Source organism: Brevibacterium casei CIP 102111 (assembly GCF_900169275.1).
In the GTDB taxonomy this organism is placed as follows: Bacteria; Actinomycetota; Actinomycetes; order Actinomycetales; family Brevibacteriaceae; genus Brevibacterium; species Brevibacterium casei.
In genome coordinates, this window is sequence record NZ_FXZC01000008.1 from 96157 (window position 1) to 111917 (window position 15761).

Consider the following 15761-nt stretch of genomic DNA (forward strand, 5'->3'; position numbering starts at 1 on the left):
CGGACGTGGGACCCAATCCGGCCATCGGGCTCAACGGTCGCCTGGCCGCCAGATGGGCGCGGCGAGCGGTCGATCGTCTCCGCCGTGAGCGCGCGGAGATCGACGAGCTCAACGTCTTTCCCGTCCCCGACGGCGACACCGGCACGAACATGTACCACACGCTGCGCGCGGCCTACCTCGCCGTCGAGGAGCTCTCCGGTCCCGTGACGCTGCCCCAGGTCGTGACCGCGATGGCCGCCGGGGCCGCGCGCGGGGCCCGCGGCAACTCGGGACTCATCCTCTCCGTCGCCCTCGAGGGGGTCGCCGACGCCCTCGAGGGAGTGACCGTCGCGACCCCAGAGGCGCTCGCCTCCGCCCTCGAACTCGCCTCCCACCGTGCCCGGCAGGCCGTCGCCCGCCCCGTCGACGGGACGATGCTCACCGTCCTCGACGCGATGGCGACCGAAGCCCGCGAACAGGCCGACGCCGGCGCCGCCCTCGTCGACCTCATCTCCGCGGTGCGCCAGCGCTCCCGTGAGGCGCTGCGGGAGACGACGGCGCAGCTCACCGTCCTCCGCGAGGCCGACGTCGTCGATGCCGGCTCCACCGGCATCGTCGAACTCTTCGACCTCCTCTACGCGACCGTCACCGGTCGCACCGGCCAGGCATCGATGCTCGGGGAGGTCGCGAAGACCCCGCGCATCGTCCACGAGGCCCGGGCCGAGGAACTCGAGATCGTCGCCACCCTCGGCACCGTTCCCGGTGAGGGGCTCGCCGAGGCGCTCGATCGCCTCGGCGGAACCTCGATCGTCCTCAACGGGCCCAAGGTCCATGTCCACGTCGCCGACGAGACCGGCGCCGCGCGGGCCCTCGACCTTCTCACCGACTACGGCATCGCCCGCCTCGACATGGAGGACCTGCGCCTCCACGAGGAGGCGGGGGAGACGAAGCTCGTCGCCCTCGTCGGCGGCACCGGGCTCCTCCTCCACTGCGCCCTCAACGGGGCGACGGTCCTCGACCCGGCAGCCCTCGCCGCAGCCGACCCTGCCGCCGCGCCGGGTCGGGGCGTGCCGAGTACTGGTCGGGGTGAGTCGAATCCCATCGCCGAGGCGGTCGCCGAGGTCATCGCCTCAGAGGAGCGCGACGTCATCGTCGTCCCCGCCTCCTCGACGACGCTCACGGCTCTGACCGGCACGGACGGCGCCCACCTCATCCGTTCGCGCAATGTCGCGACCCTGCTCTCGGCGCTCGCCGTCTACGACCCGTTCGCCCCGACGGTCGAGATCGTCGCCGACATGACCGATGCGGCGGCCGGGACGCGCGTGGGCACGATCGTCTCCGCTGAACAGCTTGCGCTCAACCCGCCCACGGGAGCGCTGTCCGTCGTCGAGGAGGACACGGTGGAGTCCGACCGGACGGCCGCCTCGGCGTCGCAGTTCTACCGGGTCGTCATCGACGGGAAGGCGAAGTCGCAGAGCACGGAGCTGTCGGACCTCGTCGAGAAGCTCGCCGACCGCCTCCTCGGCGCCGGTGGGGAGCTGCTCACCGTCGTCCACGGACCCGGCTGCGACACCGAGGTGCTCGCGCACCTGCGCGGGTGGCTCACGAAGTCCCACGAGCACGTGCGCCTTCAGGAGATCGACTCGCGGGACCGGGCGACCCTGCTCATCATGGGAGTCGAATGAGCGCACGACTTGAGGACTACTTCTCCAAACGCGACCTCGGTGCCCTGCGCAAGCGCGGGATCACCTCGGTGGGCGAGCTCTTCCGGTTCTTCCCCCGGCGCTTCCTCGTCCCCGGCGAGAAGACGCCGCTCGGCGACCTGCCGCTCGGGGAGACGGCGATCATCCAGGCCGAGGTGGTCTCCGTGGAGACCCGCGGGATGCGGCAGCGCAAGGGCACGATCACCGACGTCATCGTCCACGACGGGCGGCAGTCGATGAAGATCGCGTTCTTCAACCAGAAATGGCTCGACGCGCAGCTGACCCCCGGACTCGTCGTCGTCTTCGCCGGCAAGGTCGAGCAGTTCCGGGGACAGCTGACGCTGAACTCCCCGGTGTGGCTCAACCGCGACGAGCACGACACGAAGTGGACGCCTGAGGACCTCAACTCGCCGTTCCCCGTCTACCCGCGGGTGCAGGGGATCGCGCAGACGAGGCTGTGGAAGGCGATCAAGGTCCTCCTCGACGTCGCCGACCCCGCCGAGTTCGCCGATCCGCTGCCGCGCGATGTGCGGGAGAAGTACGATCTGCCGGACCTGCGGCAGGCACTCAACGCGATGCACAGGCCGTCGACGACTGAGGAGACCGAGCGGGCGAGACTGCGGTGGAAGTGGGAGGAAGCGCTGGCCCTGCAGACCGAGATCGTCTCCCGGCGCACCGAGTACGAGAAGTTCGTCGCGACCCCGCTGCTCGAGGTCGGGGAGCGCAGCCGCCGCTTCGACGCCGACCTGCCGTTCGCGCTCACCTCCTCCCAGGTCCGGGTCGGCAAGGAGATAGCCGGGGACCTCGCGAAGACCACGGCGATGCACCGGCTCCTCCACGGCGACGTCGGCTCCGGCAAGACCGTCGTCGCGCTGCGGGCGATGCTCATGGCCGTCGACTCCGGGGCGCAGGCGGCGATGCTCGCCCCCACCGAGGTGCTCGCCTCCCAGCACTTCGCGTCGATCCAGAAGCTCCTCGGCGACCAGATGGCCCTCTCCCCGCTGCTCTCCGGTGACGACCAGGTCCGGGTGGCGCTCCTCACCGGGTCGATGCCGGCCAGGGAGCGCAAGCAGCTCGCCCTCGACCTCGCGACCGGGCAGATCGACATCGTCGTCGGCACGCACGCACTCCTCTCGGACTCGACGATGTTCGACAACCTCGGCCTCATCGTCGTCGACGAGCAGCACCGGTTCGGCGTCGAGCAGCGCGAGGCCCTGCGCGCGAAGGGCGGGATCACGGTGCCCCACACACTCGTCATGTCTGCGACCCCGATCCCGCGGACGGTGGCGATGACGGTCTTCGCCGACCTCGACGTCTCGACGCTGGGGGAGATGCCCGCAGGGATCAAGCACATCTCGACCTTCGCCGTCTCGATCGAGGACCACAAGGACTGGCTGCCGCGGGCCCTCGCCCGTGTCCAGAAGGCTGCCGAGGCGGGACGGGGGACGTTCGCAGTCTTCCCCCGGATCGAACGCAGCGACATCGTCGATCCCGAGAGCGGCGACGTCATCGGTCAGCGGGAGAGCATCGAGGACTTCATCGAGAAGCTCCAGCGGTCCCCGCATCTCCAGGGGCTGAGCTTCGGCCTCCTCCACGGGCGGATGTCGACGGAGGAGAAGGACCGGGTGATGCACGCGTTCACCATCGGCGACATCGACATCCTCGTCTCGACGACGGTCATCGAGGTCGGCGTCGACGTGCCTCGGGCGACGATCATGCTCGTCGCCGAGGCGGAGCGCTTCGGCGTCGCCCAGCTCCACCAGCTGCGCGGCCGGGTCGGCCGTGACGGCTCGGAGGCGATGTGCTTCCTCCTCACCGAGCGTCCCGAGGCCGATGAGAGCTTCGAGCGCCTGCAGGCGGTGGCGAGCACCCTCGACGGGTTCGCCCTCGCCGAGTACGATCTCGACAACCGGGGAGAGGGCGATGTGCTCGGCGCCTCGCAGTGGGGCGGATCCTCGCTCAAGCACCTCTCGGTGCTCCGCGATACGGAGATCCTCGAGGCGGCACGGGTCGAGGCCGAGCACATCGTCGACCGCGATCCGACCTTCGAACTGCTGCCGGCCCTGCAGGTGCTGCGGCAGCGGGTGCTGCCCGCGGACAACGCCCACTTCATCGAGGCGAGCTGAGAGGAGGAGCTGATGAGGATCATCGCAGGAGCGCACAAGGGGTCGAAGCTCGTCACACCGGGCGGCACCGGGACGAGACCCACCTCGGACCGCGTCAAGGAGTCGCTGTTCTCGATGCTCGAAGGCTACGGGGTGCTCCAGGCCGCCAATGTCCTCGACCTCTTCGCCGGATCCGGGGGACTCGGGTTCGAAGCGATGTCGCGCGGGGCCGCGCAGGTCGTCTTCGTCGACTCGTCGCTCGCCTCGGCCAGGGCGATCGAAGCGAACGCCGACAAGCTCGGGATCGGGCATTCGGCGTCGGTGAGCAGCGGCGACGTCCTCCAGTTCCTCGGGAACCTCCCCGACCCGGACCATCCGGAGTCCCGGGTCTTCGACCTCGTCTTCATGGACCCGCCCTACCCGCTCGGCGAGGACGCGGTGACCCAGGTGCTCAGCCGCCTGCGCAGCCACCTCGACGAGGAGTCGATCGTCGTTGTCGAACGCTCCTCCCGGGCCCCGGAGCCGACGATGCCGGACGGGCTCGAGGTCTTCCGTTCGAAGACCTTCGGCGAGACCGCCCTCCACTTCGTCCAGCTCGCCGTCGAGGACCCGGGCGACGAGGATGCGGCCGTGGAGGATGCGGGCGACGGCGGGGCGGTTTCATGACGCGGGGCGGCAGCTGGCTGCGCTCGACGTGGCTCTACCTGCTGCTCGTGCCGGTGCTCTTCGTCGGGTCGCGCGTCCTCCTGTGGCTGCAGTATCAGATCGTCGACCATCGCAGCGGGGCAGAGGGTTGCGCCGAACCGCCGGCGGGCTTCGAGGTCACCGGCTTCACGACGTGGATGCAGCAGTTCCCCGCGGGAGTCACGTGCAGCCAGTCGCTGCAGACCTCGTGGGAGATCGCCGGCGACGACGGGCCGTGGGAGTTCTCCGACCAGTACGTCGTCCACTGGGCGTGGCTCGCCGACGTCTTCACCGCGGGCGCGCTCGCGTGCGTGATCATCGCCGTCGTGCTCATGGTGCAGAACCGGCGACGGCGATCGGCCCTCGCAGCCGAGCGCCGGCGTGCCCCCGTGGACGCGTGAATCCCGACTTCACGCCATCGACGCGGTGATCCGACAAATACGCGGTGAGCAGACCGCGTTTTTGTCTGATCACCGCGTCGAAGCGGCTCAGAGCACCGTCGAAGCGCTCAGAGCACCGTCGAAGCAGCTCAGAGCACGCTCGAGAGGAACGACCTCGTGCGTTCGTGACTCGGGTCGTTGAAGATGAGGTCGGGCGGGCCCTCCTCGAGAACGCGGCCGCTGTCGAACATCATCACTCGGTCGGATACCTCCCGCGCGAACTGCATCTCGTGGGTGACGAGGAGCATCGTGATGTCCGTGGTCTCGGCGATGTCGCGCAGCACTGCGAGGACGTCGCCGACGAGCTCGGGGTCGAGGGCCGAGGTGACCTCGTCGAGGAGGAGGATCTCCGGGCTCATCGCCAGCGCCCGGGCGATCGCCACCCGCTGCTGCTGACCGCCGGAGAGCCGGGTCGGGTGCTCGTCGGCCTTCTCGCTCAGCCCGACGCGGTCGAGCAGCGACCGGGCATCTGTGATCGCCTCGTCCTTCGACTTCCCCAGCACGTGGATCGGGGCTTCGATGATGTTCTCGAGCACGGTCATGTTGGGGAAGAGGTTGAACTGCTGGAAGACCATGCCGATGCGCGTCGTCATCTCCCGGGTCGTCTTCTTCGGCAGCTCGACGCGCTTGCCGTCCCTCTCCTCGAAGGTCAGCGGCATGCCGTCGATGTAGATGTATCCGCCCGTGAGCTCCTCGAGCGTCATGACGAGCCGAAGGATCGTCGTCTTGCCCGAACCGCTCGGTCCGATGAGGGTGACCCGCTCACCGGGAGCGACGGTGAAGTTGAGGTTCTCGAGCACCGTCGTCTTCCCGAACCGCTTCTCGACGTCCCTGAACTCGATCGCCGGCGCGGTGTCGTTGTGCGGGGACGGGGTGTTCTCAGTAGGTGGCAAGGCGCCGCTCCAATCGTTGGATGAGGAGGGAGGTGGGGTAGCTGGCGGCGAGGAAGATGAGTCCGGCCAGGGTGAACGCCTCCGTGTACGCGAACTTCGACGCCCCGAACTGCTGCGCCGAGGTGACGAGTTCGACGACGGAGAGCGCGAAGAGGAACGGGGTGTCCTTGAACATCGCGACCGCGTAGTTGCCGAGCGAGGGGATCGTCGCCCGCAGCGCCTGCGGGAGGATGACCGCGGTGAAGGTGCGCACCGGAGGCAGGGAGAGGGCGATGGCCGCCTCCCGCTGTCCCGGCGGCACCGCGTCGATGCCGGCACGGTAGCTCTCGGACATGTACGTCGCATAGTGGACGCCGATGACCCCGGAGCCGACGACGAGCGCCGGGATGTCGACGAGCCCTGGGATCTCCGAGAACGCGGTGTAGACGAAGACGAGCTGGACGACGAGCGGGGTGTTGCGGACGAACGCGACGAAGAGCCGGACGACCCAGTTGATCCATCGCGGCAGCCCGCGGATCGCGACGGCGAGGATGAGGCCGAGAATCGCGGCGATGATCGTGCCGACGACTGTGGCGATGAGCGTGTTGACGAAGCCGCGGAGCAGGATCGGCAGCGCCTCGGCGGCGAACTCCCAGTTCCACATCACAGCGGCTGTCCGTATCCGACGTTGCCCGTGGACTGACCGGCGGCCGTGCGCGGGCCGGTCACCTCGGTCGAGCCGACACGGGCATCGCGCCGGGCCCTTCGACGGTCGTTGCGCGAACCGGGACGGCGTCTGCCCAGCCTCTTGACCGCGCGGCGCTCGAGGAGGTTCATGAACTCCTGGATGAGCCAGGCGATGACGAAGTAGATGAGCAGTCCGACGGAGTAGGCGAAGAACGTGTCGTTCGTCGCCATGCGCAGCTGCCCGATCTTGTCCGTGAGGTCGGAGAGCGTGATGAAGGAGACGACGGCAGTGCCCTTGAGCAGCTGGATGAACAGGGTCGCGAGCGACGGGATCATCAGCGCCCACGCCTGCGGGAAGATCACGCGCAGCATCCGGCGGGCCGGGGAGAGACTGAGCGCGATCGCCGCCTCCCACTGGCCCTTGGGCACGGTCGCGATCGAGGACCGGACCACCTCGGCGGAATAGGCACCGTAGTTGAGGGCCAGTGCACCGATTCCGCACACCATCGGGTCGAGTTGCAGCCCGAAGAGGGGGAGGACGTAGAAGAGCCAGAAGAGCTGGACGAGCAGGGACGTGCCACGGAAGAACTCGACGATGATCCGGGCAGGGATCCGCAGCCACGCGTGCGAGGAGGTCATTGCGAGTCCGAGGACGATCGCGATGACCAGCGCACCCGCGGCACCGGCGAGGGTGAGAATGAGCGTGACCTGGATTCCCTCCCACACCTGTGGGAGGAAACCCTGGAGCGCACTGAGCTTGTCGGTCATGAGTGCGGGAAGCGCTGCGACTCAGGAGTCAGCGGTCGGCAGCTCGCCCTTGCACAGCTGATCGGTCGTGATCGACCCGTCGGGCCGCTCCTCCTTCGTGAAGCCGTAGTCGCCGACGATGTCGAGGTAGGCCTTCTCATCGCCGACGATCTTGTCGAGCTCCTTGTTCCAGGCGTCGCGGAGTTCGGTGTCGTCGGTGCGGAAGACCGTGGCACCGGCGCCGACCTGGGGGACCCCGTCGATCTCCTGGACGAACGACTCGCTCACCGCGACATCGGCGTCAGGCGTGTTCTTCGCCATCCAGTTGAGTGAGATGCCGGTGAGTGCGAAGGCGTCGGCGCGTCCAGTGGTTACGGCGTCCATGCCGTCCTGCGGAGTGCCGACCTTCTGCGAATCGATGCCGAGCGATTCCGCGTAGTCGGATTCGACGGCACCGGTCATGGTCGCGAGTTTGAGGCCCTTCTCCTTGACTTCGTCGAGGTTCTTCATCCCCTCGTTCTCGCCCTTCTTCGTCATCAGGGCAGTGGTGTACATGAACTCGGGGTTGCCGAAGGCCGCCTGCTCACAGCGGTCGGGGAGGATCGACATGCCCGCGGAGATCGCATCGAAGCGCTCGGCGTTGAGCCCGGGGATGAGGGAGCCGAACTCCGTGTTGACGCCTTCGACGTTGTCGACCCCGAGGTTCTTGAAGACCTCCTTGGCGAGCGCGACGCTCGCGCCCTGGAGCTCCCCGCCCTCCTCGAAGCTGTACGGGGCCTCACCGGCGAAGCCGACCGTGATCTTCCCGTCGTCGATGGCCTGCTGGAGGGTGCTCTTGTCTGAGCCCCCTCCGCTGCAGGCACCGAGGGTGAAGGTGAGCGCGAGGATCGAGGTCGCGGCTGCGAGTCCTTTCAGGGATTTCATTGCGGGTCCTTTCGGTGAGCATCGGCGCACTGGGTGACGTGCGTCTCATCGCCCCATTCAATCCTCTTACAGTCGTGATGTCACACTGTCAGACAACGTTATATGCTCGTGACATGAGCGATCCGCACACCTCGGAACTTCCCGTGCTCCGCAGAGTCGTGCGCTCGTCGACGATCGACCTCGTCGCCGAGGAGATCCGCAACGCAATCTACCGGGGCAGTCTGCTTCCCGGGCAGTCGATCAGCGAGGTCCGCACGGCCGAACTCCTCGGGGTCTCCCGGCCCTCGCTGCGTGAGGCGCTGCAGCGGCTCGTCAGCGAGGGCAGCATCAGCCATGCTCCAGGCCGGGGCGCATGGGTCAAGCGCATGGGACCTGACGACATCGACGACGTCTACGCCGTGCGCGAGGCCATCGAGGTTCAGGCGGCGCGCATGATCATCCGGGGCAGACGGTCGACCGTGCTCATCGACGAGGCGCTCAGCGCGCTCGAGAAGGCGATCGAGGACAACACCGCCCGCACCATCGGCGACGCCGACCTCGACTTCCACCATGCGATCGTCGCGTGCTCCGGGTCGCCGCGGCTGCGGGCCATGATGAAGGCCTCGATGGTCCACACGCGACTCCTGTCGCTGTCCGATCCGGCCGGCTACGAAGTCAGGTGCGACCTCATCGACATCCACCGTCGCCTCGCCGAGGTGATCGCCGCCGGAGACGAGCCCGAGGCGGTGGCGATCATCGGCCGGATCTCCGCCGAGGCGGTCGCCCGCCTCCACAATCCCGCCTCCGAGCCCGACGCCGTCGTCGTCCGCGGTGAGGGGCGGGGGACCGGTGTTGACGACCAGTGGGCGAGCTTGCGAGAGTGAGCGTATGGGTGAGATGCCACGCCGTTCCAGTTTCTGGGCCGATGTCAGAGAGCTGATGGGCGTGGGCGCGGTCGGGGTTCTCCTCGTCTTCATGGCCGCCGAGATCTTCGTTTCCCCGCTGTCGATCCTTGCGTGGTTCGGTCTCATCTACCTCATCGCCTTCGCCGTCGCGGCGGCCGCTGTCGCTCTGTTGCTGAGGAGGGAATCCCCGCGACCGAGGCTGTGGTCGGCCGTCCGCATCCTCATCGCCGGTGCCGGGGCCGTGGTGCTCGTGGTCATCTCTGTCTGGGCGCTCTCCCCGCTCGGCGGCACCCCCGCTGACATGGTCGTCACCTCGTATGCGGTGCAGTCTCTGTACTTCTTCGGCTCCGTCCTCGTCGCCGGCCTCTCCTGGAATGCGTGGTTGACAGTGCGGGACCGGCGCGCGCACAAGGCTCAGTTCACCGGGTCCTGACCCGACCGGGATCGCGTGACGGGCCCGGCGATACGATCTGGGCATGGATCCTCTCGGGCGCTCGTTCGCCGCGCGCTATTGGGCGCTCGTGCGCGAAGCGGTCGTCACCGTGTTCGTGGCCATGGTCCTCGTCGTCGTCCTCACCGAGTTCTTCGTCCACGTCTACGGGGGAGTGCTCACGTGGTTCGGGGTGATCTTCGCGGTAGCCGCGGCAGCCTCTGCCCTCGGTCTCGGCCTCCTCGCCGCCCGCTTGCGGTGGGAGCATTCGCATGAGCGGCGGGTGGCGTGGGTGGCCCTCGTCGGCCTCGTCGCCGCCGTCCTCTCGATCGGCGGCATGATGGTCTTCGCCGCCGCGGGGGGACGGGAGTCGGCGCGGCTCGCAATGATGGTTCAGAGCTTCAGCTCGCTCATCCTCTTCGGGGCCATGGTCGTCGCCGCCGCTGCCTGGCACGGCTGGTCGGCGCTCAAGGAGCAGCGGGGCCACCCGGACTGAACGGCAAGCGGACCGACCGGGTCCTGACCGATTCGAACGCCGCTGGACACCGATATCAATCGGCTCGGAATGCGAAGACGTCATCGGCTGAGAACTCGAACGCCTCGTCACATCGATAAGCGCGCAGCCATGCTTGGCCATCGACGAGGCGAAGATAGAACCCCTTGGGCGTTGCAAACGTCTCGTCGATCGGCTCCGAGGCGATCGTCACGGCCCCGGCCGGCGCGCGCCCGGTCGACTGGACCGAGTCATGCGACTGCGGTTGGGAGAGCCAAGCAATTCTCAGGTACGGACCGCTGTCGGGTGGGCAGGGGTGAAGCCCTCGGCTTTCTGCGGTTGAGAAGATCTGGCGCAGGGTGCCTCCGGAAGTAAGCCCGAGGGTCGAGAGGCTGCGCGTGATCACTCTGATGGGTTCCGGGTCACGGCGGTCGAATGCCGGTCCGGCGATGAGCACGCGTGCGTGGTCGTTCAGGCGCACCTCCGCAGAATCGAGTGCGGCAAGCAGTCGCTGCCGGGAGAGTCCGCCGACCATCACTCGGGAGCCAGTGTCGAAACAACTCATGGCTGCACCATAGCTTCAGCCGAGTGCTCGGCAAGCGGACCGACCGGGCCGAGCGCACCCCGCGGGATACGATGAGGCCATGAAGGTCGTCAGTCCCGGATCCTATGACCCGATCACCATGGGTCATCTCGACATCATCGCGCGCGCGGCGAAGCTCTTCGACGAGGTCGTCGTCGCCGTCGTCCACAATCCCTCGAAGTCCGGCCGCTTCGACCCCGAGACCCGGGCCGATCTCATCCGCGCCTCGCTCGCCGCCGACGAACGCACCCGGGATGCCGAGAACATCTCGATCGACGTGGTCCCCGGTGGCCTCCTCGTCGACTACTGCGCCAGGATCGGTGCCCCTGCCGTCGTCAAGGGGCTGCGCTCGGGCACGGACTTCGCCTACGAACTGCCGATGGCGCTGATGAACAAGCACCTCACCGACCTCGAGACGATCTTCGTCCCCGGCAACCCCGAGTTCGAACACGTCTCCTCCTCCCTCATCAAAGAGGTGCACAGGCACGGCGGCGACATCACGGGCCTCGTCCCCGAACCCGTGCTCGCGGCGCTGAGCGCCGACACGTAAGGCATGGCCGCGACTCCTTCCTCATCTCGGGCCTGGTTCACGGGCCTCGTCATCCACACCGTCCTCGCGCACGCGACGTACAACGGTGTGCGCGTCCTCATCTCCTACCGCACCCTCGAACTCGGCGGGACCGGAGTCGTCCTCGGTCTCATGACCGCGTGCTATTCGCTCGTCCCGCTGCTCACCGCGCTCTTCGTCGGCCGCCTCGTCGACCGCGGATACGCGACCGCGGTGCTCTGGGTCGGCACCGTCCTTTCGATCGCGCCCGTCGCGCTCGCCGCCGTCGCTCCCAACCTCGGCGTGCTCCTCGTCGCGACGATGAGTCTCGGTTTCGGGCAGCTGCTCACGACCGTCGCCTCCCAGGCGCTCATCCCGCAGAGCTTCCCGGCTTCCCGGCTGACGGCGAAGTTCGGCCACCTCACCCTGGGCGTCTCGATCGGGCAGACGATCGGCCTGCCCCTGGCCGGAATGATCGCCGACGCCACCGGGGGCTCCCCGCACATCGTCGGCGCCCTGTGGTTCATGACGGCTTTCTCGGCGCTCACCCTCATCGCCGCCGTTATCGTCATGCTCCGCGGGCGGACCCCTCACGTCTCCCGCGCCGAGGCGGCCGAAACCGTCCGCACCCCGTGGGCGCTGCTGCGGATCCGGGGGATGAAGCCGGCGATCCTCGCGTCGATGGCGACCCTGGCCGCCGTCGACCTCATGACCGCATACCTGCCGCTCATCGGGCAGGAGAACGGGCTGAGCGTGACCACGGTGACGTGGCTGCTCGCCCTGCGGACCTTCGCCTCGGTGATCTCGCGGATGATCATCGGGATGCTCGCGAACCGGTGGGGGAGTCTCTCGCTGCTGTGGACCGCCTCGGCGACGGCGGGCATCTGCGTTATCCTCATCCCGATCCTCACTCAGACGTGGACGCTGGCGATCCTCCTGGCGATCGCGGGCTTCTGCTTCGGGCTCACCCAGCCGCTGACGATGACGTGGGTCTCGACGCTGTCGGATCCGGCGAACCGGGCGGCGGTGCTCTCGATCCGGCTGGCCGGCAACCGGCTGAGCCAGGTCGCGATCCCCTCGCTCGCCTCGGTGCTCACGATCGTCGCGGGCTCCGGCATCGTCTTCACGATCTCCGGGGCGCTGCTCCTCCTCGCCGGAGGGGTGACCTGGCGCAACAGCCACGAGAAGTGGTGAGGGTCAGGGGTGACGAGGAACACCTCGGCGGGGATGAGGCGACGATTGGCAATGGTGGCCCGCGTTGATTAGAATGGTGAGTCGCGTGTGAACGCAGGAGCGGCATCTCATTCGCATACGGAGGAGAGAGCATGAAGAAGCGGTCAGAGTTCGTCTACGATCTCCGATCCATGGGATTGCTCGGTCATCCGGGTGAGTGGGAACGTGTCAATGCCACGGTGCCGGCTCCGGCGGATCTCAAGATCGAAGTGATCGGGGTCGCCGAAGGAACGCCCATGAATCTCGAGCTCATGTTCGAGAGCGTTTCCGAGGGGATCTACGTGACGGGTACGGTCTCGACCGTGGCCCGCGGCGAGGATGCAAGGACTCTCGACGAGATCGAGCTGCCCATAGATGTCGACATCAACGAGATGTACGTCTATGAGCAGGCCGATGGCGACGAGGACTCCTACGTCATCAATCGCGATCAGCTCGACCTCGAACCCGCGATCAGAGACGCAGTCGTGATGGCTCTGCCCTTCAGTCCTTCCCAGGACGGAAGCGAGGAGTTCTCCTACACCCTCGGTGAGGACATCGAGGAGGACGACAGCGAATCCGATTCGCCGTTCTCGCAGCTGAAGAACTTGTTGGATGAGAAGAAAGAGAGCTAGACGTGGCTGTTCCCAAGCGTAAGATGTCGCGCAGCAACACCCGCCACCGTCGTTCGCAGTGGAAGGCTCAGGCTCCGAACCTGGTCAAGACTGTGGAGAACGGTCGCGTTGTGTACTCGCGCCCCCACCAGGCCAAGGTCGTCGAAGACGCAGCCGGCACTCCGCTGTTCCTTGAGTACAAGGGACGCAAGGTCGCTGACGCCTGACCTGTGGAAACTGACACCACAGCAGAACTGCAGAAGAGTCTCGGGATCGACATCGATCCCGAGACTCTTCGTCTAGCGCTCACCCACCGCTCTTTCGCCTTCGAGGCCGGCGGCATCCCGACGAACGAGCGCCTCGAGTTCCTCGGCGACTCCGTGCTCGGGCTCGTCGCCACCGAGTCGCTCTACTACGACAACCCGGACCTGCCTGAGGGCCAGCTGGCGAAGATGCGCTCCGCCGTCGTCAACACGAGGGCGCTGGCTCAGATCGCCCGCCGCCACGACATCGGCCAGCACATCCTGCTCGGCAAAGGCGAGGAGCTCACGGGAGGTCGGAACAAGGACTCGATCCTCGCCGACACCGTCGAAGCCCTCATCGGCGCCACCTTCGTCTCCTCCGGCCGCGAGGTCGCGTTCGCGTTCGTCCACCGCCTCATCGACGGGATGCTCGCCGACGCCGTCAACCTCGGCGCGGGCATGGACTACAAGACGACGCTCCAGGAGGCCGCCGCCGACCTCGGACTCGGCCCCGTGAGCTACGAGATCACCTCGACCGGCCCCGACCACGCAATGATCTTCACCGCCACCGCCCGCCTCGGCGACAACGGCTGGGGTTCGGGAGACGGATCGTCGAAGAAGTCCGCCGAGGCGGCCGCCGCCGAGGTCGCCGTCAAGGCCATCCGGACGCTCTACCCCGACTACCAGCGCTGACGCGCAGGTCGGACCCGGCACCGTGCCCGAACTCCCCGAGGTCGAAAGCGTCCGCCGCGGCGTCGACGAATGGACCGCGGGTGCCCGGGTCACCGCCGCCGAGGTGGTCGACCCCCGCATCCTCGGGACCACCTCGGCGCGTCGCATCGACGAGGCCACCGCCGCCGCGTTCGCCGAACGCGTGACCGGGGCGTCCATCACCGGGGCAGAGCGACGCGGGAAGTTCATGTGGCTCACCCTCGACGGGGATGCCGGGCTGCTCATCCACCTCGGCATGAGCGGTCAGCTGCGCGTCCACCTCGCCGCCGATGAGACGCACCGGCACACGCGTGCCGTGCTCCGCCTCGAACGCGGTGAGGAACCCTATGACCTGAGGTTCGTCGACCAGCGGATCTTCGGCCATCTCAGCGTGCAGGGCCTCGTCGCCTCCCACGGTCGGCTCGTGCCCGCCTCGGCGATCCACATCGCGCCCGACCCGCTCGAGGACGCCTTCGACGTCGAGGCCACGGTCGATGCGCTCGCGCGCAAGCGCACCCCGATCAAGGCGGCCCTGCTCGACCAGACGCTCGTCAGCGGGATCGGCAACATCTACGCCGACGAAGCGCTCTTCCGGGCCGGAGTCCACCCGCTCGCACTGCCGGCGCGGACCCGGCGCTCCCGCCTGGCCGCCGTCCTCGAATCGGCGACGACCGTCATGGGCGATGCCCTGGCCGTGGGCGGGACGAGCTTCGACTCGCTCTATGTCAACGTCAACGGGGAGTCCGGCCGCTTCGACATTGACGTAGAGCGGGTCGAAGCAAGTCGCAGACACAAAGGTCGCGATTGGCTGTGCCGGGCACCGGTCGGGCGTAGACCACCTATACCGCAGTCTGACCAGGCACGGGGCAAGCAATTCGACGGTCCTACCTGTTCAGTAGCGCACCGCCGTAACTCCGGGTCCCGGATCATGCGAGGTGCTACCCGTGCCTGAACTTCCTGAGGTCGAGGTCGTGCGCCGGGGACTCGACGAACATGTCCGCGGACGGGCGATCGCCTCGGCTGTTGTCCGGCATCCTCGTTCGGCGCGCCGTCATGTGGGTGGCCCGAATGATCTGGCTGCGCGGTTGGTCGGTGCGACGATCACGGGGACCGCCCGCCGCGGCAAGTACCTGTGGCTGATCTTGGACGGCGACGACGCGCTGCTCGCGCACCTGGGGATGAGCGGGCAGATGCTCATCACGTCCCCCGATGCTGCAGTCGGTGCGCACGAGCGCGCGCGGTTCACCTTCACCGACGGCGGCCACGATCTGCGGTTCGATGACCAGCGCACGTTCGGGCATCTGATGTACGACGAGGGCGGAGCAGTGCTCCCGTCGCCGATCGCCCATATCGCGAGGGATCCCTTCGATCCGCTGTTCGACCAGCCGGGGGTAGTTGCGGTGATCAAGAGTAAGCGCACGGGCATAAAGCGCGTACTGCTGGATCAGACGGTGGTGTCAGGCATCGGGAACATCTATGCCGACGAGGCGCTGTGGGCTGCCAAGGTGCACGGGGAGACACCGGCAGCGTCGTTGAGCAGGTCCAGGATCTCGGCGGTAATCGAGGCTGCGCGAGACGTCATGACGGCTGCACTCGCCCAGGGCGGCACCTCGTTCGATTCTCACTATGTCGACGTGGCCGGCAGCAGCGGGTATTTTGCCCGCAGCCTGAACGCCTACGGTCGTGCCGGCCGGCCCTGCAGGCGCTGCGGGACGCCGATCGTGCGGGAGAAGTTGATGAACGGGTCGAGCTATTCTTGCCCGCTCTGCCAGCGGAAACGCTAGTGTCCCGCGCCGTTGATTCGTTGTAGAAGTCGTCCGATGGAGGTGAGAATCTCGTCGGCGGTCTTGGTCCAGATGAAGGGTTTCGGGTTCTCGTTCCATGCTTTGATCCAGCCGCGGAGGTCT

The 15761-nt window shown here is 67.6% G+C and carries 19 protein-coding genes and 1 pseudogene; 14 read left to right on the forward strand and 6 right to left on the reverse strand.

Annotated elements, in window-relative coordinates:
- Positions 1-5 precede the first annotated feature (5 nt).
- Genes BC102111_RS15875 through BC102111_RS15890 form a run of 4 tightly spaced genes read left to right on the forward strand, consistent with a single transcriptional unit; the run spans position 6 to position 4872 of the window.
- Positions 6-1664, forward strand: coding sequence for a DAK2 domain-containing protein (locus BC102111_RS15875; RefSeq protein WP_100227464.1), 1659 nt, complete (start codon positions 6-8; stop codon positions 1662-1664).
- Positions 1661-3808, forward strand: a complete 2148-nt coding sequence (locus BC102111_RS15880; protein ID WP_101624817.1) for an ATP-dependent DNA helicase RecG — start codon at positions 1661-1663, stop codon at positions 3806-3808. The genes BC102111_RS15875 and BC102111_RS15880 overlap by 4 nt, the downstream gene beginning before the upstream one ends.
- A gap of 12 nt (positions 3809-3820) precedes the next feature.
- Complete coding sequence (rsmD, locus tag BC102111_RS15885) at positions 3821-4453, forward strand: 16S rRNA (guanine(966)-N(2))-methyltransferase RsmD (protein ID WP_101624818.1); 633 nt, start codon at positions 3821-3823, stop codon at positions 4451-4453.
- Positions 4450-4872 (forward strand): hypothetical protein, encoded by a 423-nt coding sequence (locus tag BC102111_RS15890; RefSeq protein WP_063249048.1) that lies wholly within the window; start codon positions 4450-4452, stop codon positions 4870-4872. The genes rsmD and BC102111_RS15890 overlap by 4 nt, the downstream gene beginning before the upstream one ends.
- A gap of 128 nt (positions 4873-5000) precedes the next feature.
- On the opposite strand, the gene ehuA is transcribed toward BC102111_RS15890, so the two are convergent.
- From ehuA to BC102111_RS15910, 4 genes are read right to left on the reverse strand one after another with little or no spacing between them, the layout of a single operon-like run.
- Positions 5001-5804 (reverse strand): ectoine/hydroxyectoine ABC transporter ATP-binding protein EhuA, encoded by an 804-nt coding sequence (gene ehuA, locus BC102111_RS15895; protein ID WP_040341749.1) that lies wholly within the window; start codon positions 5802-5804, stop codon positions 5001-5003.
- Positions 5791-6447: an ectoine/hydroxyectoine ABC transporter permease subunit EhuD gene (ehuD, locus tag BC102111_RS15900; protein WP_009378245.1), complete on the reverse strand. Its 657-nt coding sequence runs from the start codon at positions 6445-6447 to the stop codon at positions 5791-5793. The genes ehuA and ehuD overlap by 14 nt, the downstream gene beginning before the upstream one ends.
- Positions 6447-7238: an ectoine/hydroxyectoine ABC transporter permease subunit EhuC gene (gene ehuC, locus BC102111_RS15905; RefSeq protein WP_009378247.1), complete on the reverse strand. Its 792-nt coding sequence runs from the start codon at positions 7236-7238 to the stop codon at positions 6447-6449. Before ehuC ends, ehuD begins: the two co-directional genes overlap by 1 nt.
- A gap of 21 nt (positions 7239-7259) precedes the next feature.
- Positions 7260-8141 carry a transporter substrate-binding domain-containing protein gene (locus BC102111_RS15910; protein WP_009378249.1) on the reverse strand — a complete coding sequence of 294 codons (882 nt, stop codon included), beginning with the start codon at positions 8139-8141 and terminating at the stop codon, positions 7260-7262.
- 113 nt (positions 8142-8254) lie between these two features.
- Here BC102111_RS15910 and BC102111_RS15915 point away from each other — a divergent pair, with 113 nt between their 5' ends.
- The 3 genes from BC102111_RS15915 to BC102111_RS15925 are packed head-to-tail and all read left to right on the forward strand — an operon-like array spanning position 8255 to position 9951.
- Positions 8255-9004 (forward strand): GntR family transcriptional regulator, encoded by a 750-nt coding sequence (locus BC102111_RS15915; protein WP_095375933.1) that lies wholly within the window; start codon positions 8255-8257, stop codon positions 9002-9004.
- Positions 9005-9008: 4 nt separating this feature from the next.
- Entirely contained in the window at positions 9009-9458 is a 450-nt protein-coding gene (locus BC102111_RS15920) for a hypothetical protein (RefSeq protein ID WP_137825212.1), read from the forward strand.
- 43 nt (positions 9459-9501) lie between these two features.
- Positions 9502-9951: a hypothetical protein gene (locus tag BC102111_RS15925; RefSeq protein ID WP_101624820.1), complete on the forward strand. Its 450-nt coding sequence runs from the start codon at positions 9502-9504 to the stop codon at positions 9949-9951.
- A gap of 55 nt (positions 9952-10006) precedes the next feature.
- On the opposite strand, the gene BC102111_RS15930 is transcribed toward BC102111_RS15925, so the two are convergent.
- Positions 10007-10513 (reverse strand): hypothetical protein, encoded by a 507-nt coding sequence (locus BC102111_RS15930; RefSeq protein ID WP_009378258.1) that lies wholly within the window; start codon positions 10511-10513, stop codon positions 10007-10009.
- 79 nt (positions 10514-10592) lie between these two features.
- Between BC102111_RS15930 and coaD the strand changes: the two genes are divergently transcribed.
- The 7 genes from coaD (at position 10593) to mutM (BC102111_RS15965) (ending at position 15638) form a co-directional block, all read left to right on the forward strand.
- Positions 10593-11081 (forward strand): pantetheine-phosphate adenylyltransferase, encoded by a 489-nt coding sequence (gene coaD, locus BC102111_RS15935; RefSeq protein ID WP_095375931.1) that lies wholly within the window; start codon positions 10593-10595, stop codon positions 11079-11081.
- A gap of 3 nt (positions 11082-11084) precedes the next feature.
- Positions 11085-12272: an MFS transporter gene (locus BC102111_RS15940; RefSeq protein WP_063249042.1), complete on the forward strand. Its 1188-nt coding sequence runs from the start codon at positions 11085-11087 to the stop codon at positions 12270-12272.
- Positions 12273-12403: 131 nt separating this feature from the next.
- A complete protein-coding gene (locus BC102111_RS15945; protein ID WP_009378265.1) occupies positions 12404-12922 on the forward strand; it encodes a YceD family protein in 519 nt (172 codons plus the stop codon).
- Between the two features lie 2 nt (positions 12923-12924).
- Positions 12925-13128 (forward strand): 50S ribosomal protein L32, encoded by a 204-nt coding sequence (gene rpmF / locus BC102111_RS15950; protein ID WP_063249041.1) that lies wholly within the window; start codon positions 12925-12927, stop codon positions 13126-13128.
- 3 nt (positions 13129-13131) lie between these two features.
- Positions 13132-13836 carry a ribonuclease III gene (gene rnc, locus BC102111_RS15955; RefSeq protein WP_101624821.1) on the forward strand — a complete coding sequence of 235 codons (705 nt, stop codon included), beginning with the start codon at positions 13132-13134 and terminating at the stop codon, positions 13834-13836.
- A gap of 22 nt (positions 13837-13858) precedes the next feature.
- A complete protein-coding gene (gene mutM, locus BC102111_RS15960) occupies positions 13859-14806 on the forward strand; it encodes a bifunctional DNA-formamidopyrimidine glycosylase/DNA-(apurinic or apyrimidinic site) lyase (protein ID WP_101624822.1) in 948 nt (315 codons plus the stop codon).
- Entirely contained in the window at positions 14799-15638 is an 840-nt protein-coding gene (gene mutM / locus BC102111_RS15965; RefSeq protein WP_040341752.1) for a bifunctional DNA-formamidopyrimidine glycosylase/DNA-(apurinic or apyrimidinic site) lyase, read from the forward strand. Before mutM (BC102111_RS15960) ends, mutM (BC102111_RS15965) begins: the two co-directional genes overlap by 8 nt.
- On the opposite strand, the pseudogene BC102111_RS18095 reads toward mutM (BC102111_RS15965), so the two are convergent.
- A pseudogene (locus BC102111_RS18095) lies at positions 15635-15761 on the reverse strand (IS630 family transposase); the annotation flags it as partial. The gene mutM (BC102111_RS15965) and the pseudogene BC102111_RS18095 overlap by 4 nt on opposite strands.

Excerpts from the sequence above, each read along its gene's own strand:
- BC102111_RS15925 (WP_101624820.1), top strand. The coding sequence starts at position 9,502 with ATGGATCCTCTCGGGCGCTCGTTCGCCGCGCGCTATTGGGCGCTCGTG.
- ehuC (WP_009378247.1), bottom strand. The coding sequence starts at position 7,238 with ATGACCGACAAGCTCAGTGCGCTCCAGGGTTTCCTCCCACAGGTGTGG.
- rsmD (WP_101624818.1), top strand. The coding sequence starts at position 3,821 with ATGAGGATCATCGCAGGAGCGCACAAGGGGTCGAAGCTCGTCACACCG.
- BC102111_RS15940 (WP_063249042.1), top strand. The coding sequence starts at position 11,085 with ATGGCCGCGACTCCTTCCTCATCTCGGGCCTGGTTCACGGGCCTCGTC.
- coaD (WP_095375931.1), top strand. The coding sequence starts at position 10,593 with ATGAAGGTCGTCAGTCCCGGATCCTATGACCCGATCACCATGGGTCAT.
- BC102111_RS15890 (WP_063249048.1), top strand. The coding sequence starts at position 4,450 with ATGACGCGGGGCGGCAGCTGGCTGCGCTCGACGTGGCTCTACCTGCTG.
- BC102111_RS15945 (WP_009378265.1), top strand. The coding sequence starts at position 12,404 with ATGAAGAAGCGGTCAGAGTTCGTCTACGATCTCCGATCCATGGGATTG.
- BC102111_RS15880 (WP_101624817.1), top strand. The coding sequence starts at position 1,661 with ATGAGCGCACGACTTGAGGACTACTTCTCCAAACGCGACCTCGGTGCC.
- BC102111_RS15930 (WP_009378258.1), bottom strand. The coding sequence starts at position 10,513 with ATGAGTTGTTTCGACACTGGCTCCCGAGTGATGGTCGGCGGACTCTCC.
- BC102111_RS15915 (WP_095375933.1), top strand. The coding sequence starts at position 8,255 with ATGAGCGATCCGCACACCTCGGAACTTCCCGTGCTCCGCAGAGTCGTG.
- ehuD (WP_009378245.1), bottom strand. The coding sequence starts at position 6,447 with ATGTGGAACTGGGAGTTCGCCGCCGAGGCGCTGCCGATCCTGCTCCGC.
- BC102111_RS15920 (WP_137825212.1), top strand. The coding sequence starts at position 9,009 with ATGGGTGAGATGCCACGCCGTTCCAGTTTCTGGGCCGATGTCAGAGAG.
- BC102111_RS15910 (WP_009378249.1), bottom strand. The coding sequence starts at position 8,141 with ATGAAATCCCTGAAAGGACTCGCAGCCGCGACCTCGATCCTCGCGCTC.